A 25,696-nucleotide genomic window follows, 5' to 3' on the forward strand; every position below is an offset into this window, starting at 1 on the left:
TCACACGCGGAACGCTTGCACGGCGGTGTGCAACTGGCCGCCCAGCAAAAGCAGGTTCTCGCCTTGCTCGCGGCCCTGGCCGATGCGCAGCAGATTGACCCCGCCCAACTGGTGAATCCGCTCGCTGTGATCGCGAATCTCGCTGACCGCGCCGCTCTGTTGTGCGGTGATGTCGGCGATGCGGATCGCGGTGTCGGAAATGGTCTGGATTGCGCCGACAATTTTGTCCAGCGCACCGTCCGCCGATTGCGCCTGATTGGCCGTGGCCTCGGCGTGTTCGACCTGCGCGCGCATGCCCTCGACCGATTGCCTTGCGGCGGTTTGCAGGCCGGCGATCAGGGTCTGGATTTCTGCCGTGGCGCCGGCGGTGCGTTGTGCCAGCGAGCGAACTTCCTCGGCCACTACGGCAAATCCGCGACCCATTTCCCCGGCGCGGGCGGCTTCGATTGCCGCGTTGAGCGCCAGCAGGTTGGTCTGGTCGGCAATCGAGCGGATCACCGTCAGTACGCCGCCGATGGTGGCCGACTCTTCGGCCAGGTGTTCGATCATCTGCGCATTGCCCTGCACCTCGCCGACCAGCGCGTGCAGGCCGGTGAGGCTCTGGCCGATCACTTGTTGCCCGTGTTCGACGGCCAGCCCGGCATGGCGACTGGCGTCGGCAGCCTGGCGTGCATCGCCGGCCACTTGCTGGATGGTCGCTTCCAGTTCGCCGAGGGAATCACGGATCAGCGCGGTATCGCCGGCCTGATGTTCGGCACCGCTGTGCAAGTCATTACTCAGCTCGGCGAGGGTGCGACTGCTGCCCGCCACCTGCTCGGCATTGCCGCGAATGGTCCCGACCAGGTCCACCAAGTAGGCACGCAGGCGATTGAGCGAGGCTTCAATGTCGTGCAGTTCGCGGTTGGTCTTGCCCAGATGAATGTCGCGGCTGAAGTCGCCTTCGGCCCAGGTCGACAGCGCCGGGGCGAGGTTGGTCAGGGTGCGGGCCAGGCGTCGTTGCAGGGTGTCGATCAGCAGCGCGATCAGCAGAATCAGGCCAATCATCACGCCTTGCATCAGGCGCACTTCACCCTGAATCTGCCCATGCTGGGCGCGCACCACCGGTTCAAGACCGGCGATGGCTTGCTGCACGGCGGCGATTTTCTGGTGGGTCGCGGTGCTCAGGTCGGTGCGTTTCTGGATCTGATCGCGGGTGCGCGCCAGCTCCGCCGGATAACGGCCGAGCAAACTGTTGAGTTCGCGTTTGAGGCCGACGCCGGCATCTTCGGCAGCGGCTTTTTCCGTGCTTTCGATGCCCATCATCGCGGCGAAGTCGTCGCTGCCGGACTCACTGCTGGCGACCACGCCGAGCAAGGGCAGGGCCTCGATTGTCTGGGCCTGGGTGCGGATGTTGCTGAGTTCGCGTTCGACATCGGCGGCCAGTTCACTGCGTCCGCTGCTGACCAGCTTGTCCCGGGCCAGCGACAGTTTGCCCAGATGTTGAGAGGCAACCAGCAGGGGCGTTAGATAGGTCGCGTTGCCGCCGGCGTAGGTGCTGAGCTGATCGAGGCTGGCGCTCAATTCGCGTTCGGCCTGCAACAGCAGAGCCTGCGGATCGCCGGCCAGTTTGCCGGCGGCCAGCAGGTCGGTCTTGCTGAATTCATCGAGGCCGGTGAGGCTCGGGCGCAAGGTGTCGGCCAGCGCCGGCGGCAGCTCGCCAAGTTCTTTCTGCAACTGTTCGATGGCCTGGCTGGCGCTGCTCAGGCGAAGGGCGTCGCCGCTGGCAAGGTAGTCCTCGACGTTGCGTGCCACGTCATTCTGAAATTGCTGCGACAGTCCCAGATAACGCTCCATCAACAGATATGGGCGCTCCAGGGCTTTCTGCGACCACCACAGCGTGGCGCCGAGGGCCACGCAGACGGCGACCAGCAAAAGAGTATTGAGATTGGTGAGCAACTTCAGGCGCATGACGGCTACCAACGGCAGAACGGTAAGCGCCTGAATTTATTGCGGTTCTATTACAGGGTTATGACCGATTGGGTCGATTCCGATGAAAAAGTGGCACTTTGCTTTGAGTCGCGCGCGATCTGCACCCGATTGCGTCCTTCGCTCTTGGCGCGGTACAGCGCCTCGTCGGCCTGGCTGGCCATCATCAGGCTGTCGGAGTCGTCGTGCATTTCCACCACGCCAGCGCTGAAGGTGCACCACAGATCCTGCGGCTGGGCCGGATAGTGAATTTCGGCAAAGCGCTGACGGATTTCGTCGAGCACTTTGTGCGCCGCTTCTATATCGGTGTCGGGCATGACGATGGCGAATTCTTCGCCGCCGTAACGGCCGATGAAATCGGTCTTGCGCAGCCGCTGCTTGAGGAACAGCGCCAGGCTCTTGATCACCCGGTCGCCCATGGGATGGCCGTGGCTGTCGTTGACCCGTTTGAAGTGGTCGATGTCGAGCATCGCAAAGCTCAGCGGCTTGTTCTCGCGGCGGGCGCGGAACGAGCAGTCTTCGAGCAATTGCAGAATGTGCGTGTGGTTGTACAGGCCGGTGAGGCTGTCGCGGACCATCCGTGCTTTCAGGTTGCGCGCGCGGGCGGCGCGGTTGCGCACGGTGGTGATCAGGTGGCGCGGCTTGATCGGCTTGGTCAGGAAGTCGTCGCCGCCCTCGCTCATGGCGTCGAGCTGTTTGTCCAGATCGTCCTCGGCCGACAGATAAATGATCGGCACGCTGACATAGCGGTCGTTGTGGCGGATGACTTTCGCCAGCTCGGTACCGGTGCAGGCCGGCATGTACATATCGAGGATGATCAGGTCCGGCTGGAAATCCGCCAGCTCGGCCATCGCCTGGATCGGTTCGATCAGGGTGCGAGTGACGATCCCGGCACTGTTGAGCAGGCGTTCGGTGTGCAAGGCCTGGGCGCGGGAGTCGTCGATGATCAGCACTTTATAGGGTTCGTACTGGGCGACGCAGGTCAGGACCTCGATCTTCTCCAGCAGGCTTGAGGCTTCGAGGGTGCCGGTGAGAAATTCCTGGCCGCCGGCGCGAACCGCTGCGAGGCGGGTCGGGGTGTCGGTTTCGTGCAGGCTGAAAAACAGCAGCGGCAGCGGTTCTTCCAGACCTTGCTGAGCTTCGGCGGCGAGTTTCAGGCCGACGCCGGCGCCGCTGAAGTCCACGTCCATAACAATCGCGGCGGGCAGGCGCTCGACCATCGACGAGCGAAACGCCGCCACACTGTCCAGCGCCTGAGCGCTCAGACCGAAAAACTCCAGCTGCTTGGCCAGACGTTCGGCGCGGTCATGATCCTGCAGCATCACGTAGATCGGTTTGCGCAGGGGCGGCAGGAAAGTCTGGTCAAGCTGATCGCCATGGCGCAGACCGGTGCGCGACAAGCGCTGCATCAAGCGGTTGAGATCGGTGATCAGGCCGCTGCTCAGGCGGCCGCGATTGGCGTCCACCGCTTCCAGCGACTGGCTGATGTGGCGGGCCAGTTGCGTGTGTTCGGGCTGTTCGAAACGCTCGGCAAAACGCAGCAGGCGCAGATTGGCCTCGCTCAGTTCGGCGAGATCGGCAGTGGACCACTCACTGCGTTGCAGGCGCTGCCATATCTCAAGAATCTGACGTGCCTGATGAATTACCCGCTGGGCAAAGTGGTGCTTGAGGCGCTCACGGCTGGGGTCTTCTGGCTCGGTCATATCCTGACTACTAGTTAGGCTGCATGCTGAGATCGACTGGTGGCTCTATGCTAGCACCTCTTTTCCCTTACATGAGTGTCGTACGTCAATAATCTGCGGTGCGGCATCATTCAGTTTCTGACTGGTTGGTTTTGTCCGCGACTTGCTCGTCGACCAAGGGCCCGTAATCCGGGCCTTAAAGGATATTTCCCAGGGCTTTTGAGGACGCTTCCCCTGCGCTGGATGGTCATCGTTTGTCAGGGCTTTCTGATTTTTCCAAGGTCAGCTTCACAAGGGTTTTGCGCTGGAAGGGTCAGGGAAACCCCTACGAGACATTTGTCTGAACATGACCCTGTGTCACCGGAACGCCGCGCATTTGTGCCTGCGACTATCCTTTCGTTCACTGACGAACACCGCCTGTTTTTTTCCGCGACCCTGATCGCGGGTGCCGGGGCGAGGCACGTTGTTGTATGGTTGTGGTCGAACCGTTGAACCCAAGATTGAAAGGATATCGCCATGCTGGACTGGAAGAACCGCGCGGGCAGCGCGCCTGAACGTGCCGCCGAGCCCAAGTCGGCCGCCCGCAGCTATGTCGGCGGGCTGTTGTTCAGCCGGGCGCTGGCTACGCTGGTTGCCATTTATCTGTTGGTGACCATTGGCCTGGGCTGGTACTGGAGCCAGGAACCGGCGCTGTTTCCCGTGGCGCAGAACGCCCAGGTTGCCGCCGAGAAGGAAGGCAAGCAGATGGTGGTCGGTTACACCACCGTAGAAACCCTGAAAACCGTTGCCGGCACTTTGCTCGACAAGCCGGGTGGCTATATTTCCAACGACCGTTTCCCGCCGGGCTTGTGGATGGACAACATGCCGAGCTGGGAATACGGCGTGCTGGTGCAGGTCCGCGACCTGACCCGCGCCCTGCGCAAGGACTTCGCCCGCTCGCAATCGCAATCGGCTGAAGACGCCGATCTGGCCAAGGCCGAGCCGCGCTTCAACTTCGACAACAAGAGCTGGATCCTGCCGTCCAGCGAGTCGGAATATCAGGAAGGCATCAATTCCCTGAGCCGTTATCAGGCGCGCCTGTCCGACCCGACCCAGAAAAACGCGCTGTTCTATGCCCGCGCCGACAACCTGAACAACTGGCTGGGCGATGTCGGCACCCGTCTCGGTTCGCTGTCGCAACGCCTGTCGGCCAGTGTTGGCCGGGTCAAGCTCAACACCGCGCTGAAAACCGAAGTTCCGGCGGTGGGGGAAGTGCCGCAGGTCGACGAGGAAGTCGTCGAGACTCCGTGGATGCAGATCGACAACGTGTTCTACGAAGCCCGTGGTCAGGCCTGGGCACTGTCGCACTTGCTGCGCGCGATCGAGGTCGATTTCGCCGACGTGCTGGCGAAGAAGAATGCGACTGTCAGCGTGCGTCAGATCATTCGCGAGCTGGAGGCGTCTCAGGAGCCGGTCTGGAGCCCGATGATCCTCAACGGCAGCGGTTTCGGTGTGCTGGCCAACCACTCGCTGGTCATGGCCAACTATATTTCCCGGGCCAACGCCGCCGTGATCGATTTGCGTCAACTGCTCAATCAGGGCTGAGTCATGGATGAGCACGCCAGAGAGGCGGCCCACCGCGCCGCCTCGGATGCCGAACAGATCGCCTGGGTCGACGAGCAGGACAACCTGCTCGGCGCCCTGGTGCGTTCCGACCTGCGCGAGCGCGGGCTGATCGGTCGTGGCACCTACATCATGTTGTTCAACTCCGCCGGTGAACTCTGCGTGCATCGGCGCACGTTGAGCAAAGCCATCTATCCCGGTTACTGGGATGTGGCGGCAGGCGGCATGGTGCAGGCGGACGAGACCTACGCCGAGTCGGCAGCCCGTGAGCTGGAAGAAGAATTGGGCGTGAGTGGCGTCGAGCTGACGGCCCACGACCATTTCTACTTCGAAGACACCGGTAATCGTCTGTGGTGTTCGGCGTTTTCGGCGGTGTGGGACGGGCCGTTGATCCTGCAGCCTGAAGAAGTGCTCGAAGCGCGCTTCATTCCGGTCGAACAGGTCATGCTGGAAATCCAGCAAAAGCCTTATTGCCCGGACTCTCTGGCCGCATTGAAACGCTATCTGAAGGCGCAACAGAGCGACGTCGCAAAGAACACATAAATTGGCGCCGATTGGCACTTAGCAATCGGCGTTTTTGCCGTTACACTGCGCGACCTTTTCAAGCTGTGCCGACCCGCTTTCAGGAGCTCATGGCACAGTAGCGCTGCCCCTGCCTGAGTGGGGCTTCGCGGTCGATAGCCTTGCCCAAGGCTGCGATCAGTCTTTGTCCTCCCGAGAGGATTGCCGGTGGCCAAAAAAGCCGCATCCTTCGCCGCCCTGGGCGGCCTGGTATTTTCCACCGACGCAGGTCGTCATTGCCCGGAATGCAGCAAGCCGGTGGACGCCTGTATCTGCAAGCAAACCGTGATCCCGGCCGGCGACGGCATTGCCCGCGTGCGCCGCGAGAGCAAGGGCCGTGGCGGCAAGACGGTGACCACCATCACCGGCGTGCCTCTGGCCGAAGACGCACTCAAAGAGCTGGCGACAACGTTGAAGAAACGTTGCGGCACCGGCGGTGCGTTGAAAGACGGGGTCATCGAGATTCAGGGCGACCATGTCGAGCTGCTTCTGGCCGAGTTGGTCAAGCACGGTTTCAAGGCGAAGAAGTCCGGCGGCTAGCAGCCTCTGTGAAACCCACCGGCGGCTTGATTCAGCTCCAGAGCGCCTGGGCCTGACGTCGTTTCCATGGTTTTCACAGAGCCTGTTCATGACCGGTTTCTAAACTCAACGCTGTCAGCGCGGTCTACCGCCCCGCTGACGAACCGTCATTTTCATTCTTTAGACTGCGCCGGCCTGAGATCAGGCGACGCACTATGACTTCTTTATAGGGGACTTCGATGTCCGTACGACGCACACGCAAAGACGATGGCAGCCAATGGACAGTTGCGGACAGCCGCAGTGTTTACGGGATTCGCCATTGGGGGGCCGGGTATTTCGCGATCAATGACGCCGGTCGCGTCGAGGTTCGTCCGAACGGCCCGAACAGCTCGCCTATCGATCTGTTCGAACAAGTCGACCAGTTGCGCAAGAGTGGCTTGTCCCTGCCGCTGCTGGTGCGTTTCCCCGACATCCTGCAAGACCGCGTCCGTCAGCTGACCGGTGCGTTCGATGCGAACATCGAGCGTCTGGAATACCAGAGCAAATACACCGCGCTGTACCCGATCAAGGTCAACCAGCAGGAAGCGGTGATCGAAAACATCATCGCCACCCAGAACGTCTCCATCGGTCTGGAAGCCGGCTCCAAGCCTGAGCTGCTGGCGGTGCTGGCACTGGCGCCGAAGGGCGGCACCATCGTCTGCAACGGTTACAAGGACCGCGAGTTCATCCGTCTGGCGCTGATGGGTCAGAAGCTCGGCCACAACGTGTTCATCGTGATCGAGAAAGAATCCGAAGTCGGTCTGGTGATCGAAGAAGCCGCCTCGCTCAAGGTCAAGCCGCAGGTCGGCCTGCGCGTGCGTCTGTCGTCGCTGGCGTCGTCGAAGTGGGCGGACACCGGTGGCGAGAAATCCAAGTTCGGCCTGTCGGCGGCGCAACTGCTGTCGGTGGTGGAGCGTTTCCGCGCGGCCGGCCTGGATCAGGGCATCCGTCTGCTGCACTTCCATATGGGTTCGCAGATCGCCAATCTGGCCGACTACCAGCACGGCTTCAAAGAAGCGATTCGATACTACGGCGAGTTGCGCAATCTGGGTCTGCCGGTCGATCACATCGACGTCGGTGGCGGTCTGGGTGTCGACTACGACGGTACCCACTCGCGCAACGCCAGTTCGATCAACTACGACATGGACGACTACGCCGGTGTCGTGGTCGGCATGCTCAAGGAATTCTGCGATGCGCAGAGCCTGCCGCATCCGCACATCTTCTCCGAAAGCGGTCGTTCGCTGACCGCGCACCACGCCATGCTGGTGGTGCAGGTGACCGACGTCGAGAAACACAACGACGACGTGCCGCAGATCGAGAACAAGGAGGCGCTGCCGGAAACCGTGCAGTGGCTGGTGGACCTGCTCGGCCCGACCGACATCGAAATGGTCACCGAAACCTACTGGCGCGCCACCCACTACATGAGCGACGTGGCTGCCCAATACGCCGACGGCAAGCTGACCCTGGCTGAAAAGGCCTTGGCCGAGCAGTGCTACTTCGCCGTGTGCCGGCGTCTGCACAACTCGCTGAAGGCGCGTCAGCGTTCGCACCGCCAGGTGCTGGACGAACTCAACGACAAGCTGGCCGACAAGTACATCTGCAACTTCTCGGTGTTCCAGAGCCTGCCGGATACCTGGGCGATCGATCAGGTCCTGCCGATCATCCCGCTGCACCGTCTCGACGAAGAGCCGCTGCGTCGTGCCGTTCTGCAAGACCTCACCTGCGACTCCGACGGCAAGATCAACCAGTACGTCGACGAGCAGAGCATCGAGACCAGCCTGCCGGTGCACGCGCTGAACGAAGGTGAAGACTACCTGTTGGGCGTGTTCCTGGTCGGCGCCTATCAGGAGATCCTCGGCGACATGCACAACCTGTTCGGTGACACCGACTCGGTGAACATCTACCAGAACGCCGACGGCAGCGTGTACCACGCCGGCATTGAAACCCACGACACCATCGAAGACATGCTGCGCTACGTGCACCTGTCGCCGGAAGAGCTGATGACCCACTACCGCGACAAGTGCGCCAGTGCCCGCATCAGCGCCAACGAGCGCACTCAGTTCCTCGATGCATTGCGCCTGGGTCTGACCCGCTCCTCTTACCTGTCTTCCTGAGGTCAGGTTCCGCTTTCATCTGGTTGTCTGAAATTTTTCCGCTCAGTGCGGACGTTTCAGACAACCGGGTGAGACGCTTCTTTTTCTCTTTGCGAAACGGCTTGCTTCCAGGCTGGCAAAGTGACGTCGTCTGCTTTTCGCGTAGGTCATTTCCGAATTTGTAGTTCGGCCCTCTACTCGGCCATGGGTCTCGGCGAGAATCCCCGCCCGCCCCCCTGTAGAGAATCCCCCCATGTTCGATCCAGCCGACGAGCCGTCGTTTCGTCTCGATGTAGCGGGCCTGTCCGACTCACTCGAAGTCCTCGCATTCACGGGTTGCGAAGCCATCAGCGAGCCTTTTTCATTCGAAATCGATGTGCTGGTCGATGACCCTCACCTTGACCTTGCAGGCCTGATGTATCGTTCCGCGCGCTTGTGCTTCGGGCCTTGCGGCAATGGTATTCACGGCCAGTTGCACAGCCTTGTCCAGCATGAACAGCGGCGCGGTGCCCGGTTGTTTCAGGCGCGGCTCGGGCCGCGTCTTAGCTGCCTGGGCCTGCGTAACAGCCAGCGCATCTTCACTGATCTCTCGATACCGCAGATTCTTGATCAGGTGCTCAGGGAGCACGGAATCAGTGGCGCCCGACGCCGATTCGATCTGCAAGGCGCGTATCCGCCCCTGACATTCTGCACCCAGTACGGCGAGTCGGATCTGCAACTGTTGCAGCGGTTGTGCGGCCAGGCACGCATTCACTACCACTTCGAACACGGGATCCGGGGACATTGCCTGGTGTTCGGCGACGATCCGGCCCGGCTGCCCCGCGCCGGGAGCCCGCAATTCGAGGGCGAGGAAGGGGAGCCGATTCCGACATTGAGCTGCTGGCAAGTGAGCGAGCACGCGCGCCTGCACACAGAAGGCTCGCGGCGGGCGCGTTCGGCGCAGGGGCATTCCGCTTCGCCGACCCTGCGCAGTGGGCACTGGCTGACGATTTCCGGCCAGCCCCTGGATGACTCGAATACGCACTGGCTGGTAAGCCGAATCGAACATCGGGCCGATCAGTCCCTCGAGCCGCCCTACAGCAACCGGATTTTCGCCACTGACCAGTTATCGCTACCCCGGTCATCTATTGCAGACCGGGGGGCGCGCATGTGTAGCCCGCAACGTGCATGGGTGGTGTCGGTCGAGGAGGCGCAACCGGATCCCGTGCGGCCGGTGGCCGTTCAGTTCGACTGGCTCTATCAGGGGGAAGGGGCCCGCCCCAGCCACTGCTGGCTGCCGGTGGCGCCGGCGTTGGCCGAAATGCAGATGGCGTCATTGAAGGACGGGGTAGAGGTGGTGGTGAGTTTTCTGGAAGGTGACCCTGAGCAGCCCGTGATCAGCGGCGTCCTGCAGGTCCCGGCACTGACCGAAGTCATCGAGGATGATGCACCGTCACCGCTGCCCTCGCGTATGGCGAGCGTGGGCCTGCCTCAATGGTTGAAAGCGGCCGAGCCATTATTGCTGTTGTGCCTGATACCCGGAGGCGGCAGTTATCACCATTGCGCGGCGTCACTGTGCAGCTGTCGATTGGTCGCCGGGCTCAAATCGAGCAACGGAAGATGAGCCTCGCGACTCCCGGACGGCACGCTCAGTGGTTATTGCTGGACATCGCACAGGCGCCGCAGGCCGTGCAGACGTTACGCCATGGATTTGCCGGTGTGCACAGCCTGAAGCTGTTTGACGGTACGGAGTTTCAGCCTGTCAGTGAACAGGGCCCGTGGTTGATCGATTTGCGCGACAGCCCGGCGCTGTCGGCGCTCTGCCACACCGATCCGTTGACCTGGCAAGGTCTGCTGCTGGGCAGCGAGGCCTCGGAGCCGTCATTGCGCGAACACTTGCAGCGGATGCTGACCGTGTCTGTCGGCCTGAACCATCGGGCACTGCTCAATTTCTACAATCGGCAGACCGCCAGCTACTTTTTCGATGCCTGCGACGCCCGACAATTGAGCTGCTGGCTCGGCCCGATCGGATGGCTGCGCTGGTTCGGCGGGACCTGGGCCGATCTGGCCGGCGGCAGCCAGGGCTGGCAGCAACTGCGCAATCCGGGACTGGCCGTGGAGCCGCTGCGGATCGAACAAAGCCTGACCCGCCGACAGCGCGAGCGTCTGCACCGTTGTCTGCTGGATCAGCAGGTCTGGCGCTGGAGTCAGGCGATGGGAAACGACTATCGGCTGATCTCATCCTTTCAGGAGCAAGGCCTGGAACTGGGGTTCAGCGAGCAGGCGTTGCTGGACGACTGGTTGTGGCTGCGTTTGCAGCATCCGCATGCCGAGCTGACACCGCTGCCACATGGATTGACCCCACGGGAACGGCTCGAGCTGTTGCGTCGGCGCTGGCTTGACGACCCGTCGTGAGGCGCCGCTTCAGTGAGCGGCACCGTTGAACCAGCCATCGGTGCGCCGCAGCCACCACGCCAGGCCCCCGAGCGTCAGGCTGCGCAGCACCATGAACAACAGGAATGAAATCCACAGGCCGTGATTGCCCAGACCTTGCAGCGCCCAGGCGACAGGCAGCAACAGGATCACGGTCGCCAGCATGCCGTTGCGCATTTCCCGGGCGCGGGTGGCACCGATGAACAGGCCGTCGAGCAAGTAGCTCCAGACCGCGATCAACGGCAGGACGGCGAGGTAGGGCAGGTAGATGAACGCGGTCTCGCGCACGCTCTGGATGTCGGTCTGCATTTCGATGAACAAGTGGCCGGCCAACAGAAACAGTGCCGCGAAGCCCAGGCTCGCCAGCAACGACCAGCCACCTGCAACCACCAGCGACCGGCGCAGGGCCAGACGATCGTGGGCGCCGATGGCGTGGCCGCACAGGGCTTCGACGGCGTGAGCCAGACCGTCCAGCGCGTGGGCGGTCAGCAGCAGGCCGTTGAGCAGCAGCGCGTTGGCCGCGACCGTGGCATCGCCCAGTCGCGCGCCCTGTACGGTGATCAGGAAAAACACCGATTGTAGCGCCAGGCTGCGGATGAAAATGTCGCGATTGACCGCCAGCAGCGGGCGCCAGCTCTGCCAGATTTTCAGGGCGGCCCAGGCGATGTGTCCGGGATAGGCGCGCAGTGCCTTGCGAGTCATCCACAGGCCGAGCAGGGCGCCGCTCCATTCGGCGATCACCGAGGCTCGGGCCGAACCGACCACGCCCCAGTCCAGACCCATCACGAACCACAGGTTGAGCACGATGTTGATCAGGTTGGTGCTCAGCAGAATCGCCAGCGGTGCCCGGGCGTTCTGCGTGCCGAGGAACCAGCCGACCAGCGCATAACTGGCCAGCGCCGCCGGCAACCCGAACAGCCGGGTGTGGAAGAAGTCGCGGGTCAGTTGATCCAGTTCCGCCGACGGTTGCATGAAGTGCAGCGCGACTCCGCTCAGCGGTACGCCCAGGGTTCCGAGCAACAGCGCCAACCCCATCGCCAGCAACAGGCCCTGAAGCAGAATCTGCCGCAAGGCCGCGCCGTCGCTGCGCCCGGCGGCCTGCGCGGCGAAACCGGTGGTGCCCATGCGCAGAAAACCCATGGCCCAGGCCAGAAAGGTGTACAGGCTGGCGCCGACGGCCACTGCGCCCAATTGATGGGCATGAGGCAGATGCCCGATGACGGTGCTGTCGACCAGCGCCACCAGTGGCACGGAAATGTTGGAGAGGATCATGGGGGCGGCGAGGGCCCAGACCCGGCGATGGGTCGGGCGGTCGCGCCAGTCGGTGATCAGGTTGGACATGCGGGCTCCTTGGGGAGCGGCATTGTAGCGGCAGGTGTCAGTGAATGATCCAGCTCAACAGCCATAATCCCAGCAGCAACCAGATGATCCCGGCAATGATCGAGGCATTCATGAACGCGCGGATCGCCGACCACAACAGCATCAGGCCAACGATCAGCGCGATGATGCTGATGATCGACGTGTCCATGCCCAACGCCCTCGACAGCCCGTCGACGAAGTTGCCGCCGGCGTTGCCCAGCAGATTGAACAGGCCGCTGAGGCCATCGACGATGAAGCGGATGATCGAGCCGAGCGCCTGGCCCAGCCATTCGAAAAAGCTTTCTACCTGCATGTCTGTTTCCCGATGAAAGAGCTGAGCCTTGGGCCGCAGCGGAGGCGGTCGAGTTCCCTGCAAGCATAGAGGGTTTTAACGGGCGACTGGCGCTTGCCTTCGATACGCATCCCCCCGAAGCTATACGCCTTCAGGAGAGCCCGATGAACCTTGTTGAACTGACCGAACGCCTGCACGCCATTCGCGACCGCAATAACTGGCGGCAATTTCACAGCCCGAAAAACCTGGCCATGGCCGCCAGCGTGGAAATGTCCGAACTGGTGGAAATCTTCCAGTGGCTGACCGAAGACCAGTCCCGCCAACTGCCGGCGGACAAACTCGCCCACGCCGGGCAGGAAGTCGGCGACATCGTTCTGTATCTGTTGCTGCTGTGCAGCGAATTGGGGCTGGACATGAATGAAGTGGTGCGCAGCAAACTCGCCGACAGCGAACGGCGTTTCAGCTGATGAGCGACCGTCATTTCGATCAGCTGGCGACCCGCTTCGCCGAAAAAATCTACGGTGGCGCCAAAGGCGCGATCCGCCTCGCGGTGCTGCAGGCCGACCTCGCCGAAGCCCTGCCGGATCGTCCGTTGCGGGTGCTGGACATTGGCGGCGGCCTGGGCCACATGTCGCTATGGCTGGCCGAGCGCGGGCACCAGGTGACCTTCACCGAGCCAGCCGAACCGATGCTTGAAGGCGCACGCCAGCGCTTTGCCGACGCCGGGCAAACCGCGACGTTCATTCAGGCGCCCTGGCAGGAACTGCTCGGCCAGCTCACCGAACCCTACGATCTGGTGCTGTGCCATGCGGTGCTGGAATGGCTGGCCGAACCCCACGCAATCCTGCCGGTGTTGCATCAGTTGACCAAGCCCGGCGGCTGGCTGTCGCTGGCGTTCTACAACCGTGATGCGCTGATTTACCGGAACCTGCTCAAAGGCCATTTCAAGAAAATGCGCAAGAACGACATGGCCGGTGAAAAGCAGAGCCTGACCCCGCAACAGCCACTCGATCCACGGGAACTGGCGACGCAACTCGCCGGGTTGTGGCAGGTCGAAACCCAGAGCGGGGTGCGGGTTTTTCACGATTACATGCCGGTGGAATTCCAGGCCCGCGCCGAATTGATTGATTTGCTCGAGATGGAGCTCGCCCACCGTCGTCACCCAAGCTTCGCCGGGCTTGGGCGCTACTTGCACTGGATCTGCCGGCCGATCTGATCGGAGCGAGATATGAAAGGTCATTCAGGGTTATTGCTGATCTGTCTGGGGCTGGCCGCCTGCCAGGGCAGCAACCCTTACGTGGCGCAGTCGCGGCCGTTGCCACCGGCGCCACCGCAAGCGGCGACCACCTTCGACCGCAGCGCCTATCCCGCGCCGCCTCGGGATTACGGGCGCTATCGTAGCTGGGCGTGGCTCAACGGTCAGCTGCCGCCGGGCACGGCCTGGGCGGATTCGGCGCAAGTGGCCGAAGCCGTGAGCAGTGCACTGGACCAGCGTGGTTTGCGCCCGCTGCATGACAATCGCCCGGCCGACCTGCTGGTCAGTGCCCGCCTGAGCCTGGAAACCCGCCTGCGTCAGGTGCAGGACGATTACGGTTACTACGGCGGCTATGGCGGTTATGACCGTTACGGCCGGGGTTACGGGATGTACAACACGGTGCCGATCGTGCGGACCTATCAGGAACAGGTCGTGGTGGTGCGAGTCGATCTGTTCGACGCCGGCAGTGGTCAGCCGGTCTGGAGCGCCAGCGCCGAAACCGGTACCCAGGGCAAGCAAGGTGATCGCACCGACGCGATTCGGGAGGCTGTCGAAAAGGCCATGTCGGCGTATCCTCCCGGTTAGCTTCCCGCCAATGAGAAGCTCAGGTTCATGTCTTCCACCGGAGAAAAACCATGTTCCGCCGTCTCGCTTTACTGGCCGTGGCCGCACTGCTCAGTGCCTGTGCCGCCAACCAGGTCAATCATGACTTCGACGCCAGCCGCGACTTTGCCGCCTATCGCAGCTGGAGCTGGAAAGACCCCGCCTTGCAATACCGCCCCGACGATCCACGGATCAAGAGCGATCTGACCGAACAACGCATCCGGCAGGCCGTCGCCGATCAACTGGATCAGCGTGGCCTGCGCCCGGCCGCTTCGGGCGCCCGAGGTGATCTGAATGTGCAGACCTACCTGATCGTCGAGGACCGTCAGCAACAGGTGACCACCAACTACGGCGGCGGTTGGGGTGGCCCATGGAACGGGTATTGGGGTGCCCCGATGTACAACGAAACCCGCAACATCACCTACAAAGTGGCGACCATCCAGATCGATCTGCTCGACGGCAAGGACGGCAAACTGGTGTGGCGCGGCAGCGACGAGCAAATGCTCAGCAGCACGCCGAACCCGGCAGATCGCAGCAACGCCATCCGCGAAACCGTGGCGCGGATCCTGTCCAACTATCCACCGCGCTGAATCTGCTGAAAAACGACGGGAGCCCATGGCTCCCGTTTTTTTATGGGCAAGTGAAACTGGCGCGTTGCCAGCAGTGTCGATGCAGCGCGTCTACACTCAAACCCACCAATGGAGGTTGCGCCCGGCCGTGCGCCGGCAAAGGAGTGCGCCATGTCGCGTCATCCGCCGTTCATCGATCCTGCCCGGCAGCGGGGGGCCATCGGCCTGATGGCGGCCGCCACGCTCAGCCTGGCGCTGGTGTTGATGCTGCTGGTGGTGGACAGCGGCCGCTTGTACCTTGAGCGTCGTCACCTGCAACAGATAGCCGATGTCGCTGCCCTGGAAGCCGCGACCCGTGGCGGCAATTGCGGCACCGGGGCCACGGCCAACGCCTATGCGCAGGCCAGCGTCGTGCGTAACAATTTCCCGATTCCCAGTGCAGGTCGCGCCTTGGCGGTCGCCTGCGGCACCCTGAACCTGGACGCCAGCAATCTGCGGGTGTTTGCCGCCAACGCCGCCAGCACGGATGCAATCCGCGTTGTCGTCAGTCACACCGTGCCTCAGAGTTTTGCCGGTGCCATCGGCGGGATGTTCGGCGGCGCGGGGCGCAATGCAACCATCAACCTCAGCGCCACGGCGGTTGCAGCATTGCCGCCACCATTGGCTTCACTGACCATCCGCAGCACCACATTGAGTGTCGATACAGGCCGGTCGGCCGTGCTCAATGCGCTGTTCGGCGGATTGCTGGGTGGCAACCTCACGCTCAGCGCCGCGAGCTGGAATGGTCTGGTCAACACCAACATCAACCTGCTCGGCTATCTGGACCGGTTGAAAGTCGATATAGGCCTCAGTGCCGGTGGTTACGAGCAGGTACTCGGCAACACCATCGCGGTCAGTCAGCTCGTCCAGACCGCGATCAACGTCCTTGACCCCAACGGCACCCTGAGTGCCACGGCGACCATCCTCGGGTTGCAGGCAATCAAGGCGGCGGCCGGCGCGACACAAGTAGTACTGGGCAATCTGCTGAACGTTCAGGCCGGTACTCAGGCCACGGCGCTGGCGGTGGACTTGCGGGCATTCGATCTGATTCAGGGCTTCGTGCAACTGGCCAACAAGCAGAACGGCCTGGTGGCCAGCCAGACGATCAACCTCGGTGTGGCACAAGTCACCGCCCGGGTGCAGGTGCTGGAGCCGTCGCAGTTGTCGGCCATCGGCAATCCTCGGTTGGCGGCCGCCAACCCCCTGGGACCGAACCGGATTTATGTGAAGACCGCGCAGGTGCGAACGCTGTTGTCGGTCAATCTGCCGTTGCTGGATACGATCCTGTCGCTGGTCAACGGCGTGGCCGATCTCGCCGGCCCGTTGACCAATACGTTGAATGCCTTGCTCAACCTGAACCTGGTGGGCGTGATCGATTCGCTGACGTGCGCACTCGGTGCGGCCTGCCAGACACCGTCGATCGAAGTGCTGCCCGGGCCGATTCGTCTCGATGTTGCGCTGGATGTGGCGGCGGCCAACAGCTACGTCACCGCGTTCAGCTGCCTGACGCCGACCAACAAGACCCTGACCACCAACACCACCACTTCGGTCGCTAACCTGAAAATCGGCCACATGGATCCGGCAGCGGTATTCGGCAATAACATCACACCGCCGGCCGTGGTGGTGCAGCCGTTGAAGGTGATCGATATCGGCGTGAAGACCTGCCGACGCTTCCTGGTGTTGCCGGTCAGTTGCGATCCACGCATCCCGTCTGTCGGTGGCGGGCTCGACATCTCGGCCGATACCACCATTGGCCAGAACGCCAATATCCCCCACGTTTATTCCGCGCCGCCGGCCGCCAGCCTGCCGGAGATCAACCAGCCGCCGTTCTATTACAGCTACGCTACCAGCAACATGGTCAGCAGCCTGAGCGACACCTTGACCAACATCAATCTCAATATGTACGGCCCGACGGGCAGTCTGGTCAGCGGGCTGGGGGCAATTCTGAGTTCAGTGAAGACCTTGCTGGTCACCACCATCAACACCGTGCTCAGCCCGCTGCTCGACACCCTGATCAATACCCTGTTGATGGCCCTGGGGATCAACCTCAACCAGGTCGATGTCGGCGCCAATCTGAGTTGTCAGTCGGGGCGGGCGACGCTGGTGATCTGATCGCCCAAGTCAATCGGCAATTCGATGCAGAATCGTGCGCCGTCGTCGCCGTTGCGCACGCTCAGGCGCCCGCCCATGTTCTCGACGATGCCGTAGCTCACTGACAAGCCCAGCCCGGTGCCGACGCCTACCGGTTTGGTGGTGAAGAACGGCTCGAAAATCCGCTCCAGCAAACGCGGGTCGATGCCGCCGCCATTGTCCTCGACCCACAGCCGCACCATCTGTTCGTCAAGTTCGGCACGCACACCGATCCATGGCTGGAAGTCGCGATTGGATTCGCGCTTGCTCAGCAGAGCATCCCGGGCATTTACCAGCAGGTTGATCAGCACTTGTTCCAGTTGATCGACGTACCCGCGCACCTGCACCTGAAAATTCGCTTCGCCGATCCGCAGCTCGACCCCCTTGCCGCGCAGGCCTTCGGACAGCAGCGAAAGGGTGCCTTCGATGGCGTCGAGCGGATTGAACGGGTGCTGTTCGATTTCCGAGCGCCGGCCGAACACCCGCATGTGATCGACCACCCGCGCCGCCCGCTGGACCTGTGCGTCGATACGGTTGAGTTTGTCGGTCAGGTAATCGATCTGTACATCGCCGTTGCCCAGGCGTTTGAGCACGTTGACGATGGCCATGCGCATCACGTTCAGCGGCTGATTGATCTCATGTGCAAGCCCCGTGGCCATCTCGCCGAGGGTGGCCATTTTCGCACTTTGGGTCAGTTGTTGCTGCGAACGCCGGACCTCGGTGTTGTCGCGGCCCACCGCTTGCACCTCAAGCAGAAGGCCCTGTTCATCGAATACTGCGCGATCCGACCAGATCCACCACGCATGCTCGCGGCCCGGCAGGCGCAGGTTGATTTCGGCGCTGCTCACTGGCGCATCGGGGGTCAGTTGCGCCAGGCGCTGGACGAACGCCTCGCGTTGTTCGTCGGACATCCAGCTGCCCAGATTCACCCCCGGCAGTTGCTCCGGGGCACATTCCAGGTACATCGCCAGTGGCCGGTTGCCGAAGGTCAGGGTCAGGTCCGGGCGATAGCGGCAGATCATCGCCGGCGAATCTTCGACGAGGATGCGGTAGCGTTCTTCGCTGGTCTTGATCCGCTCGGCAGCGAGGGTCGCGTCGGTGACATCCAGCCACAGTCCGACAGCTTCCACCGGCAGACCGAGGTCGTCGCGCAACAGTTTGGCTTCGTCGAGCAGCCAGTGGACGTTGCCTTGAGTATCGAGCATCCGGTAGCGGGTGCTCACCGAACCCTCGCGCAGCAACTGCCGGGTACGTTCGAAGTACGCCGCACGATCCTCGGGATGCACATGATTCACCAGCCCGCCATCGGCGCAATCGGCGAGGCCCCAGCCCAGCAGCGGTTGCAGGCTGGCGCTGAAAAATGTCGGCTGCAACGCACCTTCGACATAACGCTGCACATAGATCACAGCTGGCGCGCTGGCGATCAGGTTGTCCAGTCGCGCATGGGCGGCGGCGGCCTGTTGCTGCTGGTTCTTGATGTCGCTGATGTCGAGCATGAAGCCCACGAGACGCCGCTCGGCACCGATGCCCAGCGATTGGCCCTGCAAACGGAACCACTGCGGTTGCGCCTGATCGTCGGATTGCAGGCGCACGCAGAGTTCCAGCGGCTGACCTTCATCCTGCAACGCTTGCAGTCGGCTGCGCAGTTCTTCGCGGTCGGCCGGGTGTACACGGGCGAACCAGTCCTGGATCGGCAGGCGCCCGGCGCTCAATCCGAGGCAGGTGGCCAGTGCATCGGCCAGCAGCACTTCGGCGCTGTCGCTGAACACCTCCCACCAACCGGTTCCGAGCAGACTTTGCAGGATTTCCAGACGTTCCAGCTGCAAGTGGTGACGATGTTCACGCAGCCGTTCCAGCAGCGGCGCGGCCACGGCGGCGGCCAGTTGCAGCCAGTCGTGATCGTTCAAGTCCGCGGTGTGTGGCTGCACGCTGAAGCAGCCGAAGAGCAGCCACGCCGCCACGCCATGAGCATCGCGATAGGGCACCGCAAACCCTTCGGCGGGGCCGAACACACTGCTCAGGCGAGGATGCTCGGCGGGCAGCACACGTTGCGGTGCAGCGCCGTTGAGGCTGTCGAGGCCGGTGCCCAGGCGCTGATCGGTGTCCCATAACTGCGGAGCATCGGGCGCGCTGTAATGGTGACGGATCTGCCAGCTCCCGGTCTCTTCATCCAGCAGCGCCACGGCCAGGCTAGGCACCTGAAAACGCTGGCTCAGGCACTGCAACTGTTCGCCCAGCACTTGTGGCAGACGCGCCAGGCCGCAGAGCCGCAAGTGGTCGCGGATGTGTGCGGCGAGCCACTGGCACTGCTCGCGGCTGCGCGCCTGACGCCTTTCCCCCAACAGGTCGCCGATGTCCAGCAGTTGCAGAACCCAGCCATCCCCCTGCGGTTGCACCCAGCCGCGCAAATGCAGTGGCGGGCCGGCGAGGCTGAAAAAATCCAGATCGAGCATTTGTCCCTGCCAGTCCGCGGGCACGCCTTCGATCGAAAGCGCGCTGTGCGGCAGCAGGTAATCGAGCAAATGCAGCGTGTGGGTGGCGGACAGTTGTTGCGCCAGCAGATGGCGCAGCGGCCCGGTCAGGTGGGTGACCTGACCTTCGCCATCCAGATGCAGCTGCAAGCCGACGCCGGGCACCATGGGGTTGTCCACGGATGGTGTGGGCGTTTGACGATTGAGCAGGCGGTCGAACAGCTTGTCTCCGGAACTCAAAATTGCAGGCTCGAGCTGGCGGTCAGGTTGGCAGGCAGATTGGGCACCGCGCCGATACCGGGCAAGACCAGAAACGGTAACGCTTGGTTGAGCTTGTTGGTCGGGTAGTTGATGGTGACGGTCAGCAGGCCTCCCGCGTAGGTAACCGTGGCGTCGGTGGTTGCGTTGAAGTTCAGCGCCGGTGGCAGCCAGGTCAGGCGCCGGGCCAGTTCAGCGCGAGCGACGTTCTGGATCGCGGTGGCGTAGTTGGCGGTCGACGGATCCAGGGCCACGCCACGCCGCACGGCTTCGGACGTCGACTGGGTGAAGGCCTGCATCAGCAACATCGGCAGGCTGTAGCTCACGATCCCGTAAAACACTGCAAAGAAAATGACAAAGACCAAGGCAAATTCGATGGCGGCAGCGCCTTTTTGCTTGCGGGGGAGGCCGGTTTTCATGAGCGCGTCTACCCTGACAGTCACTACGTAGTATCAGCATAGAATCATTCAGCCAAAACGGACGATTTTTACCGGATGCACAGCTTTGCCCTACTGATCTGGCTGTCACTCTGCGCTGTGCAGGATGCCCGCGAACGCCATATCGGCAACGTCCTGACCCTCGGCGTCGGCGCGCTGGCGCTGGTCTGGTTGCTGGTCACCGGCAGCACCTGGCTCGGTGCCGATGCGGCGCAGGGCGGCTGGGCAGTGTTGCTGGCGCTGGCGCTTACGCTGCCGGGTTATCTGTTGGGGCGAATGGGCGGCGGCGATGTGAAACTAATGACAGCCCTAGCCCTTGCGACAGACGGTCAGCACCTGCTCGGCGCGTTTATCGGCGCCGCACTTTGCAGTGCGATCTGGATGCTTCTGGTGCCAAAAGTCTGGCTGCTTGCAAGTCAAGAGGTTAGGGGCCGCCTTCGATATTTGAGCCCAGAACCGTCAAAAAAGCTGCCATTTGCGCCTTTCGTGCTGGTTGGAACAATCCTGACTTTCTGTTGGATCCATTAGTCGCCATTCGCCACTACTGCGATGTACATAGTCGGAAAGTGCGTCTACTTTCAAATAAGGGTTTGTACAGCCACTGGCTGGCAGTACAGGAATGGTCAGCTTTGGCCCGGGCATGGAGTGGCACGTGAACAAGCTTACGTCGGCGGTAAAGGTTCTTGTGGTCGATGATCAGGCGCTGATTGTTGAAGAACTTTGCGAGTTTCTCGAGAGCAGCGGTTATCGCTGCGTTCCTTGTGGGTCCAGTCAGGAGGCGATTGCGCGGTTCAGTGACGATCTGGCGATCGGCCTGGTGCTGTGCGACCTGCACATGCCGGACATGGACGGCATCGAGCTGGTGCAGGCGCTGCAGCGCTTGGCCGGTAAGAGTCGCGCGTTCGAAGCGATCATGCTCACCGGTCGCGCCGACAAGCAGGATGTGATCAAGGCGTTGCGCGCGGGGATTGCCGATTACTACCAGAAGCCGGTGGATCTGAATGAATTGCTGGACGGCCTGCGGCGTCAGGAAGCAGTGCTGCAGGAGCGGCATAAAACGCTGCAACTGGGGCACCTGAATCAGAAGCTGCAGGATCTTTCTTCGTCGATCGATGATTTGTATCAGGATCTGGACAAGGCGCGGCGCGGGCCTGGGCCGGCAGCCCAGTCGTTGCCTGAGGGTGACAGTGTGGAGATGCCGGCGATTTTCGAGCAGTTGTCGCCACGACAGCTCGATGTGGCCCGGCTGGTAGGCAAGGGGCAGACCAATTATCAGATTGCCTGTGAGTTGGGGATTACCGAGAACACGGTGAAGTTGTATGTGTCGCAGGTTTTGCGGTTGACGCATATGCATAATCGGACGCAGCTTGCGTTGGCTTTGGCACCGGGGAGTTCTTTATCTGTTCGGCGGGGGGTTACGGCGCATTGACCTTGGCGGCCTTTGGGCCGGCCAGGCTTTGGGTTGGTTTGGGTGAATATCCGTTTTTGCGGGTGCCTCTGCTGGCGGTTTCGCCCTTACGGCGGGTCCCTTTTTCAAACGCCAAAAAGGAACCAAAAGGCTTGGCCCCTGCGTTCGGCACCTCGCCTGGGCTCGGTGTTCCTTCATTCCGGGATTGATCCGGGGGCATCGCCTACGGTTTGCTTCGCTGCACCTCCTCTCGATGTGTTTGGCTTCGCCAAACGGTCGCTTCGCTCCCACCCCCCGGATCAATCCCTCCACTCAGCCTTCCGATGGGGCCGGCAAGTCAAAAGCGGTACTCGAGCTAACGCTCATCGTGGTGAGTGGTGAGTGGTGAGTGGTGAGATGTGGAGGGTGGAGGGCGAAAGGCGAACTGTTTTTGCTTGATCGTTCCCACGCTCCGCGTGGGAATGCAGCCCGGGACGCTCTGCGTCCCAATCGATCTGCCAGCGAATGCAGCCGGCGCTGGCAGGTCGGTTTTGTCGGAACGGCTTAGCAGGGGGTCGGGTAACGCTGTACTTCGACGTTATCCAGCACGCGGTTCACCGCCAGTTCGGCGAGCATGATGACTTGTTGTATCCCCAGGATCCGGTGCCGTTGCGGTGAGTCGACATAGGCCGCCACGTCACTGGCCATGACGCTGGCCGAGGCCAGGGATTCGCAGGCGTGGGCCAGCAGGCTTTCATCGTCCATGTCCGGTGAAATCTGGAACATTTCGCTCGTTTTACGGCCGGGGCATTTTTTCGGGAGGGGGTTCAGGTAGTGATCGAGGGCGCGCTCGGCGGCGTCGTGGAGTTTCTTTGAATCGGTAGATTCGTAGGGCGAGGTGTTGTCGGTTTCGGGTGGATTCGGCGTTGGTTTTTTCATGGTGAAGCTCCATTCGGAATATGGAGTTCGCCGCGCTCTGCGACCAAGCAGTCGGGTGGCGAACCGTACGCGGGTTGGTCGACCAGGGAATGGAAACCCGGCAGGGCCGGAGCCCTCCCACGCACAGTTCGCCATTAAGCATGCTGAAAAGTGCGCCATTCTAAACCCGGACGACCAAGCCCGTTCGCTGAATTTGCAGCGACCCCCAAAGCCTATCCACCCCGTTTCCGAGGGACAACCGACGCGAGGTGTCGGAAACATCCTCCAGAATCACGCCATCTGTAGGAACAAACAAGTTTAGAAGTGTGTGCTTGCGCCCCGATTAACCTCCCGACCCACTGTCAACAGTTCCTCCCTGCTTCTGATCAAAGAACTCCGGAATTTCGTGTGTGTAACTCTTCAACCAGCGCTGCATGCTCAGTTCGCGCTCGGTCGGGGTGCTGGTTTGCGGTTTGGCGGAGGCGGCTTTGTTGCGGCTTTGCAGGAGCAGCCAGCCTTCGGTTTCCTGTTGTTGCGCCGAGGAGGGGCCGGGGTCGATGGCGTGGGTGGTCAGAGGCAAGGCGAGGAGGGTGAGGCAGAGCGCGGTGGCTTTCATGGCGGGGCTCCTTATTTGAGCATCGCGGTGGTGGCTGCGGTGACGGGGCTTGGGGTCTTGAGTTTCTGGGCGCGGGCCTGGGCTTCGCTGAATTGTTCGGGGCTGAGGTTCAGGCGGCTGACGAGTTCAGCGGCCCGGGTCCAGTCGTCCTGGTAGAGCAGCAGCGTGACCAGGTTCAGGGCGGCCAGCGAGTCGCTTTGCTTGAGTTCCATGGCGGTGAGGAATTCGAAGCGAGCGTCTTCGACGCGCAGTTGGTTGAGGTACACCACGCCCAGGTCGTTGCGGATTTTTTCATCAGTGGGGGCCAGGCGCGCGGCGCGTTGCAGGTGGGCCTGGGCCTGGCCGTAGTCGGCGCGGGCGGCGGCGAGTTGGCCGAGGCCGTGTTCGGCTTCGGCGGCCAGGCAACTGCCGAGCAGGCCGCGATACAACGGCTCGGCTTCGTTGCGCCCCAGCAGGCGATAGACCTTGGCCTTGCGCAGGCGGACCTCGGCGAGGTTGTCCGGCAGGCTTTGCAGGTTGGCCAGGCTGGCATGCAGTTTGCCGTCTTTGGCCATGTCGTCGGCCAGGGTCATCGACAGTTGTTGTTCCTGGCTCAATGGGCCGCAACCGGCGTTTTGTGTCAGGGCGTTCCAGGACGCCTGGCCATTGCTGGCGCAGCCGCCGAGCATCAATAGGGTCAAACAGGCAATCATTGCTTTCATGGCGATTCCTTTATGAGCCCAGCGCCCGTGCCAGGGCACTGAAGCCCGGGCCGGCGAGGACGATCAACAGCGCCGGGAAGAGAAACATCATCATCACGACGGACATTTTGGCGGACATTTTCGAGATGTATTCCTGCAGCCTTGTCAGGCGCCGGTCATCGAGCAGTTGCTTGAGCGCCAGCAGCGATTTCATCGCGCCGCCGCCCTGTTGCAGCAGTTGCTGAAGGATCACGCAGGTGTCGGTGAATTCGTCCACCGCCAGCAGGCGCGTGGCCTTGTTCAGTTCTTCGCCCAGTTCCAGGCCCGAATCGACCCGGGCCAGCACCAGGCGCAATTCCTGGGTCAGCACCGGCAGCAGCGTCTGACCTTCGTGGCTGAGCACGCGCAACGCCTGCTCGACGGCCATGCCGGCTTCGAACAGGATGCGCAGCAAAGGGATGAAGGTGGAGATTTCCGTGGCCAGTTGTTTTTGCCGGCGGGCGGCGGCCATCGCCAGCAGGCGTTTGGGCAACAGGTAGCCGATGCCGAGGGCGAACATCGGGGCGATCCATGGCCTTTCGATATGAGGAAACAACACGCCTTGCAGCAATACCGCAATAGTCAGCAAGAGCAGCGGCGAGGCGATCTGGCAGGCGGCGAACAGCGAGCGCTGGCGGGCGCTGCGCCAGCCGAGGCGGTTGAGCAGGGTCTGGGTTTCGTTGTCGAGTTTGACCGCGCGCTGGCCGAGGGCACTGCCGCCGAGCACTTGCAGCAGGTTGTCGAAACGATTGTCGCGCAGCAGCGCACCTTCCAGCCGCCGCGTGACCTGACGGGCGCGACGACGGCGCTCAAGCAGGGCGCTGATCAGTAACAGTGCGGCGCCCAGCATTAACAGGGCGCTAATCATCAGGGGCATTGTCATAGGCTGCGCAACATCCGCCAGAGCAACAGGCTGCCTATCACCTGCAGGCCGAAGGCGCTGGCGAGCATCATCTGGCCGGAATGGTCGTTCCACATGGCGATCAGGTACTTGGGATTGGACAGCAGAAAGTACCCGGCCAGCCCCACCGGCAGCAGGCCGAGCACCCAGGCGGTGATGCGGGTTTCGCCGGTCATGGCGCGCAACTGGCGGGACGCCTGGTCGCGTTCGCGGATCATCCGGATCAGGTTTTCCAGCAGTTCGCTGGCGTTGCCGCCGTAGCGGTGATTGACCTTGAGGCCGACGGCGAACAGGCGCAGTTCGTCCTTTTCATACAGCTCGGCCACATCGCCCACAGCCTCCGGCAGGCTTACCCCCAATTGCACGTTGCGCTGCACCCGGCCCATGGCGTTTTTCAACGGGTCTTCGCTGGCGTCAATGGCGCCCAGTACCGCGTCGGCCAAAGTGCGTCCGGATTTCAGGCTGCGCACCGTGTGATCGAGCAGTTGCGGCAGTTGTTCGATCATTCGCCGCAGGCGTCGCTGATAGCGCCAGCTGACGTAGAGACGCAACGCCAGCAATGGCAATACCAGCAGCAACAGAAAGCCGATCCAGCCACCGATTGCCAGGCCGATTACGCTGCCGAAGGCCCACAGCAGCAACCACAATTCGAGGCGATCCGGGCGGCCAAGACCGGCGCGCAAAAAGGTTCGTTCCAGTCCGGCCCAGCGCGGTTTCTCAGCCAATAGCTGTGGTTGTCCCTGATTCAAGCGATCCAGCACCCGTTCCGTGCCACCCTGGCGCCAGCCGTTATAGAACAGGCGCAGCGACAGCCCGAGCAGCGCCAGACAGATGAGGATCAGCACCAGGGGTTTGAGCATGCCGTGATC

At 62.3% G+C, this 25,696-nt stretch carries 24 protein-coding genes; 13 read left to right on the forward strand and 11 right to left on the reverse strand.

The features are described 5' to 3' along the window. Window positions 1-1,947, reverse strand: a complete 1,947-nt coding sequence (locus tag CAF73_RS18620; protein WP_085703457.1) for a methyl-accepting chemotaxis protein — start codon at window positions 1,945-1,947, stop codon at window positions 1-3. A gap of 50 nt (window positions 1,948-1,997) precedes the next feature. Then, entirely contained in the window at window positions 1,998-3,668 is a 1,671-nt protein-coding gene (gene gcbA / locus CAF73_RS18625) for a diguanylate cyclase GcbA (protein WP_085703458.1), read from the reverse strand. A 495-nt stretch (window positions 3,669-4,163) separates the two neighbouring features. Here gcbA and CAF73_RS18630 point away from each other — a divergent pair, with 495 nt between their 5' ends. The 6 genes from CAF73_RS18630 to CAF73_RS18655 all read left to right on the forward strand — a co-directional run bounded on the left by CAF73_RS18630 (window position 4,164) and on the right by CAF73_RS18655 (window position 10,855). Beyond that, the gene (locus CAF73_RS18630) at window positions 4,164-5,231 is read left to right on the forward strand and encodes a DUF2333 family protein (RefSeq protein ID WP_085684934.1); all 1,068 of its coding nucleotides are present in this window, start codon (window positions 4,164-4,166) and stop codon (window positions 5,229-5,231) included. A 3-nt stretch (window positions 5,232-5,234) separates the two neighbouring features. Next, a complete protein-coding gene (locus tag CAF73_RS18635; protein WP_085700976.1) occupies window positions 5,235-5,792 on the forward strand; it encodes an NUDIX hydrolase in 558 nt (185 codons plus the stop codon). A 186-nt stretch (window positions 5,793-5,978) separates the two neighbouring features. Continuing rightward, the gene (locus CAF73_RS18640; RefSeq protein WP_064379228.1) at window positions 5,979-6,350 is read left to right on the forward strand and encodes a translation initiation factor Sui1; all 372 of its coding nucleotides are present in this window, start codon (window positions 5,979-5,981) and stop codon (window positions 6,348-6,350) included. A gap of 218 nt (window positions 6,351-6,568) precedes the next feature. Continuing rightward, entirely contained in the window at window positions 6,569-8,482 is a 1,914-nt protein-coding gene (gene speA, locus CAF73_RS18645) for an arginine decarboxylase (protein ID WP_085700975.1), read from the forward strand. Window positions 8,483-8,714: 232 nt separating this feature from the next. Further along, window positions 8,715-10,064: a type VI secretion system Vgr family protein gene (locus CAF73_RS18650; protein WP_085703459.1), complete on the forward strand. Its 1,350-nt coding sequence runs from the start codon at window positions 8,715-8,717 to the stop codon at window positions 10,062-10,064. Beyond that, on the forward strand, window positions 10,061-10,855 hold the full coding sequence (locus CAF73_RS18655) for a DUF4123 domain-containing protein (protein WP_085700973.1): 795 nt from the start codon (window positions 10,061-10,063) through the stop codon (window positions 10,853-10,855). Before CAF73_RS18650 ends, CAF73_RS18655 begins: the two co-directional genes overlap by 4 nt. 9 nt (window positions 10,856-10,864) lie before the next feature. Here the strand turns inward: CAF73_RS18655 and CAF73_RS18660 are convergent, their stop codons facing one another. Together CAF73_RS18660 and CAF73_RS18665 are read right to left on the reverse strand one after the other, a co-directional pair. Continuing rightward, on the reverse strand, window positions 10,865-12,214 hold the full coding sequence (locus tag CAF73_RS18660) for an MATE family efflux transporter (RefSeq protein WP_085703460.1): 1,350 nt from the start codon (window positions 12,212-12,214) through the stop codon (window positions 10,865-10,867). A gap of 37 nt (window positions 12,215-12,251) precedes the next feature. Then, window positions 12,252-12,545 carry a hypothetical protein gene (locus CAF73_RS18665; RefSeq protein WP_064379237.1) on the reverse strand — a complete coding sequence of 98 codons (294 nt, stop codon included), beginning with the start codon at window positions 12,543-12,545 and terminating at the stop codon, window positions 12,252-12,254. 143 nt (window positions 12,546-12,688) lie between these two features. On the opposite strand from CAF73_RS18665, the gene CAF73_RS18670 reads away from it, so the two are divergent. From CAF73_RS18670 to CAF73_RS18690, 5 genes are all read left to right on the forward strand, one after another. Beyond that, entirely contained in the window at window positions 12,689-12,991 is a 303-nt protein-coding gene (locus CAF73_RS18670) for a MazG-like family protein (protein WP_085703461.1), read from the forward strand. After that, window positions 12,991-13,740, forward strand: a complete 750-nt coding sequence (locus tag CAF73_RS18675; RefSeq protein ID WP_085700971.1) for a methyltransferase — start codon at window positions 12,991-12,993, stop codon at window positions 13,738-13,740. The genes CAF73_RS18670 and CAF73_RS18675 overlap by 1 nt, the downstream gene beginning before the upstream one ends. Window positions 13,741-13,752: 12 nt before the next feature. Further along, window positions 13,753-14,364 carry a DUF4136 domain-containing protein gene (locus CAF73_RS18680; protein ID WP_085700970.1) on the forward strand — a complete coding sequence of 204 codons (612 nt, stop codon included), beginning with the start codon at window positions 13,753-13,755 and terminating at the stop codon, window positions 14,362-14,364. A gap of 50 nt (window positions 14,365-14,414) precedes the next feature. Continuing rightward, window positions 14,415-14,972, forward strand: a complete 558-nt coding sequence (locus CAF73_RS18685) for a DUF4136 domain-containing protein (RefSeq protein WP_085703462.1) — start codon at window positions 14,415-14,417, stop codon at window positions 14,970-14,972. Between the two features lie 150 nt (window positions 14,973-15,122). After that, on the forward strand, window positions 15,123-17,102 hold the full coding sequence (locus tag CAF73_RS18690) for a TadG family pilus assembly protein (protein WP_085703463.1): 1,980 nt from the start codon (window positions 15,123-15,125) through the stop codon (window positions 17,100-17,102). Here the strand turns inward: CAF73_RS18690 and CAF73_RS18695 are convergent. Next, window positions 17,072-19,831, reverse strand: coding sequence for an ATP-binding protein (locus CAF73_RS18695; protein WP_085703464.1), 2,760 nt, complete (start codon window positions 19,829-19,831; stop codon window positions 17,072-17,074). The genes CAF73_RS18690 and CAF73_RS18695 overlap by 31 nt on opposite strands. Then, window positions 19,828-20,268: a TadE/TadG family type IV pilus assembly protein gene (locus CAF73_RS18700; RefSeq protein WP_085703465.1), complete on the reverse strand. Its 441-nt coding sequence runs from the start codon at window positions 20,266-20,268 to the stop codon at window positions 19,828-19,830. The genes CAF73_RS18695 and CAF73_RS18700 overlap by 4 nt, the downstream gene beginning before the upstream one ends. A gap of 75 nt (window positions 20,269-20,343) precedes the next feature. On the opposite strand from CAF73_RS18700, the gene CAF73_RS18705 reads away from it, so the two are divergent. Together CAF73_RS18705 and CAF73_RS18710 are read left to right on the forward strand one after the other, a co-directional pair. Then, a complete protein-coding gene (locus CAF73_RS18705) occupies window positions 20,344-20,814 on the forward strand; it encodes a prepilin peptidase (protein ID WP_085703466.1) in 471 nt (156 codons plus the stop codon). 124 nt (window positions 20,815-20,938) lie between these two features. Then, a complete protein-coding gene (locus tag CAF73_RS18710; protein WP_085703497.1) occupies window positions 20,939-21,715 on the forward strand; it encodes a response regulator transcription factor in 777 nt (258 codons plus the stop codon). 522 nt (window positions 21,716-22,237) lie between these two features. Here the strand turns inward: CAF73_RS18710 and CAF73_RS18715 are convergent. The 5 genes from CAF73_RS18715 to CAF73_RS18735 all read right to left on the reverse strand — a co-directional run bounded on the left by CAF73_RS18715 (window position 22,238) and on the right by CAF73_RS18735 (window position 25,687). Beyond that, a complete protein-coding gene (locus tag CAF73_RS18715; RefSeq protein ID WP_085703467.1) occupies window positions 22,238-22,612 on the reverse strand; it encodes a DUF6124 family protein in 375 nt (124 codons plus the stop codon). A 322-nt stretch (window positions 22,613-22,934) separates the two neighbouring features. Further along, complete coding sequence (locus tag CAF73_RS18720; protein WP_085703468.1) at window positions 22,935-23,207, reverse strand: DUF3613 domain-containing protein; 273 nt, start codon at window positions 23,205-23,207, stop codon at window positions 22,935-22,937. Window positions 23,208-23,218: 11 nt separating this feature from the next. Continuing rightward, on the reverse strand, window positions 23,219-23,908 hold the full coding sequence (locus CAF73_RS18725; RefSeq protein WP_085703469.1) for a tetratricopeptide repeat protein: 690 nt from the start codon (window positions 23,906-23,908) through the stop codon (window positions 23,219-23,221). Window positions 23,909-23,918: 10 nt separating this feature from the next. After that, complete coding sequence (locus CAF73_RS18730) at window positions 23,919-24,809, reverse strand: type II secretion system F family protein (RefSeq protein ID WP_085703470.1); 891 nt, start codon at window positions 24,807-24,809, stop codon at window positions 23,919-23,921. After that, window positions 24,806-25,687 (reverse strand): type II secretion system F family protein, encoded by an 882-nt coding sequence (locus CAF73_RS18735; protein WP_085703471.1) that lies wholly within the window; start codon window positions 25,685-25,687, stop codon window positions 24,806-24,808. Before CAF73_RS18735 ends, CAF73_RS18730 begins: the two co-directional genes overlap by 4 nt. Window positions 25,688-25,696: the final 9 nt, after the last annotated feature.

Origin of the sequence: Pseudomonas sp. B15(2017) (assembly GCF_002113215.1) — a bacterium.
Lineage (GTDB): Bacteria > Pseudomonadota > Gammaproteobacteria > Pseudomonadales > Pseudomonadaceae > Aquipseudomonas.

Excerpts from the sequence above, each read along its gene's own strand:
- CAF73_RS18620 (WP_085703457.1), bottom strand. The coding sequence starts at position 1,947 with ATGCGCCTGAAGTTGCTCACCAATCTCAATACTCTTTTGCTGGTCGCC.
- gcbA (WP_085703458.1), bottom strand. The coding sequence starts at position 3,668 with ATGACCGAGCCAGAAGACCCCAGCCGTGAGCGCCTCAAGCACCACTTT.
- CAF73_RS18630 (WP_085684934.1), top strand. The coding sequence starts at position 4,164 with ATGCTGGACTGGAAGAACCGCGCGGGCAGCGCGCCTGAACGTGCCGCC.
- CAF73_RS18635 (WP_085700976.1), top strand. The coding sequence starts at position 5,235 with ATGGATGAGCACGCCAGAGAGGCGGCCCACCGCGCCGCCTCGGATGCC.
- speA (WP_085700975.1), top strand. The coding sequence starts at position 6,569 with ATGTCCGTACGACGCACACGCAAAGACGATGGCAGCCAATGGACAGTT.
- CAF73_RS18650 (WP_085703459.1), top strand. The coding sequence starts at position 8,715 with ATGTTCGATCCAGCCGACGAGCCGTCGTTTCGTCTCGATGTAGCGGGC.
- CAF73_RS18655 (WP_085700973.1), top strand. The coding sequence starts at position 10,061 with ATGAGCCTCGCGACTCCCGGACGGCACGCTCAGTGGTTATTGCTGGAC.
- CAF73_RS18660 (WP_085703460.1), bottom strand. The coding sequence starts at position 12,214 with ATGTCCAACCTGATCACCGACTGGCGCGACCGCCCGACCCATCGCCGG.
- CAF73_RS18665 (WP_064379237.1), bottom strand. The coding sequence starts at position 12,545 with ATGCAGGTAGAAAGCTTTTTCGAATGGCTGGGCCAGGCGCTCGGCTCG.
- CAF73_RS18670 (WP_085703461.1), top strand. The coding sequence starts at position 12,689 with ATGAACCTTGTTGAACTGACCGAACGCCTGCACGCCATTCGCGACCGC.
- CAF73_RS18675 (WP_085700971.1), top strand. The coding sequence starts at position 12,991 with ATGAGCGACCGTCATTTCGATCAGCTGGCGACCCGCTTCGCCGAAAAA.
- CAF73_RS18680 (WP_085700970.1), top strand. The coding sequence starts at position 13,753 with ATGAAAGGTCATTCAGGGTTATTGCTGATCTGTCTGGGGCTGGCCGCC.
- CAF73_RS18685 (WP_085703462.1), top strand. The coding sequence starts at position 14,415 with ATGTTCCGCCGTCTCGCTTTACTGGCCGTGGCCGCACTGCTCAGTGCC.
- CAF73_RS18690 (WP_085703463.1), top strand. The coding sequence starts at position 15,123 with ATGTCGCGTCATCCGCCGTTCATCGATCCTGCCCGGCAGCGGGGGGCC.
- CAF73_RS18700 (WP_085703465.1), bottom strand. The coding sequence starts at position 20,268 with ATGAAAACCGGCCTCCCCCGCAAGCAAAAAGGCGCTGCCGCCATCGAA.
- CAF73_RS18705 (WP_085703466.1), top strand. The coding sequence starts at position 20,344 with ATGCACAGCTTTGCCCTACTGATCTGGCTGTCACTCTGCGCTGTGCAG.
- CAF73_RS18715 (WP_085703467.1), bottom strand. The coding sequence starts at position 22,612 with ATGAAAAAACCAACGCCGAATCCACCCGAAACCGACAACACCTCGCCC.
- CAF73_RS18720 (WP_085703468.1), bottom strand. The coding sequence starts at position 23,207 with ATGAAAGCCACCGCGCTCTGCCTCACCCTCCTCGCCTTGCCTCTGACC.
- CAF73_RS18725 (WP_085703469.1), bottom strand. The coding sequence starts at position 23,908 with ATGAAAGCAATGATTGCCTGTTTGACCCTATTGATGCTCGGCGGCTGC.
- CAF73_RS18730 (WP_085703470.1), bottom strand. The coding sequence starts at position 24,809 with ATGACAATGCCCCTGATGATTAGCGCCCTGTTAATGCTGGGCGCCGCA.
- CAF73_RS18735 (WP_085703471.1), bottom strand. The coding sequence starts at position 25,687 with ATGCTCAAACCCCTGGTGCTGATCCTCATCTGTCTGGCGCTGCTCGGG.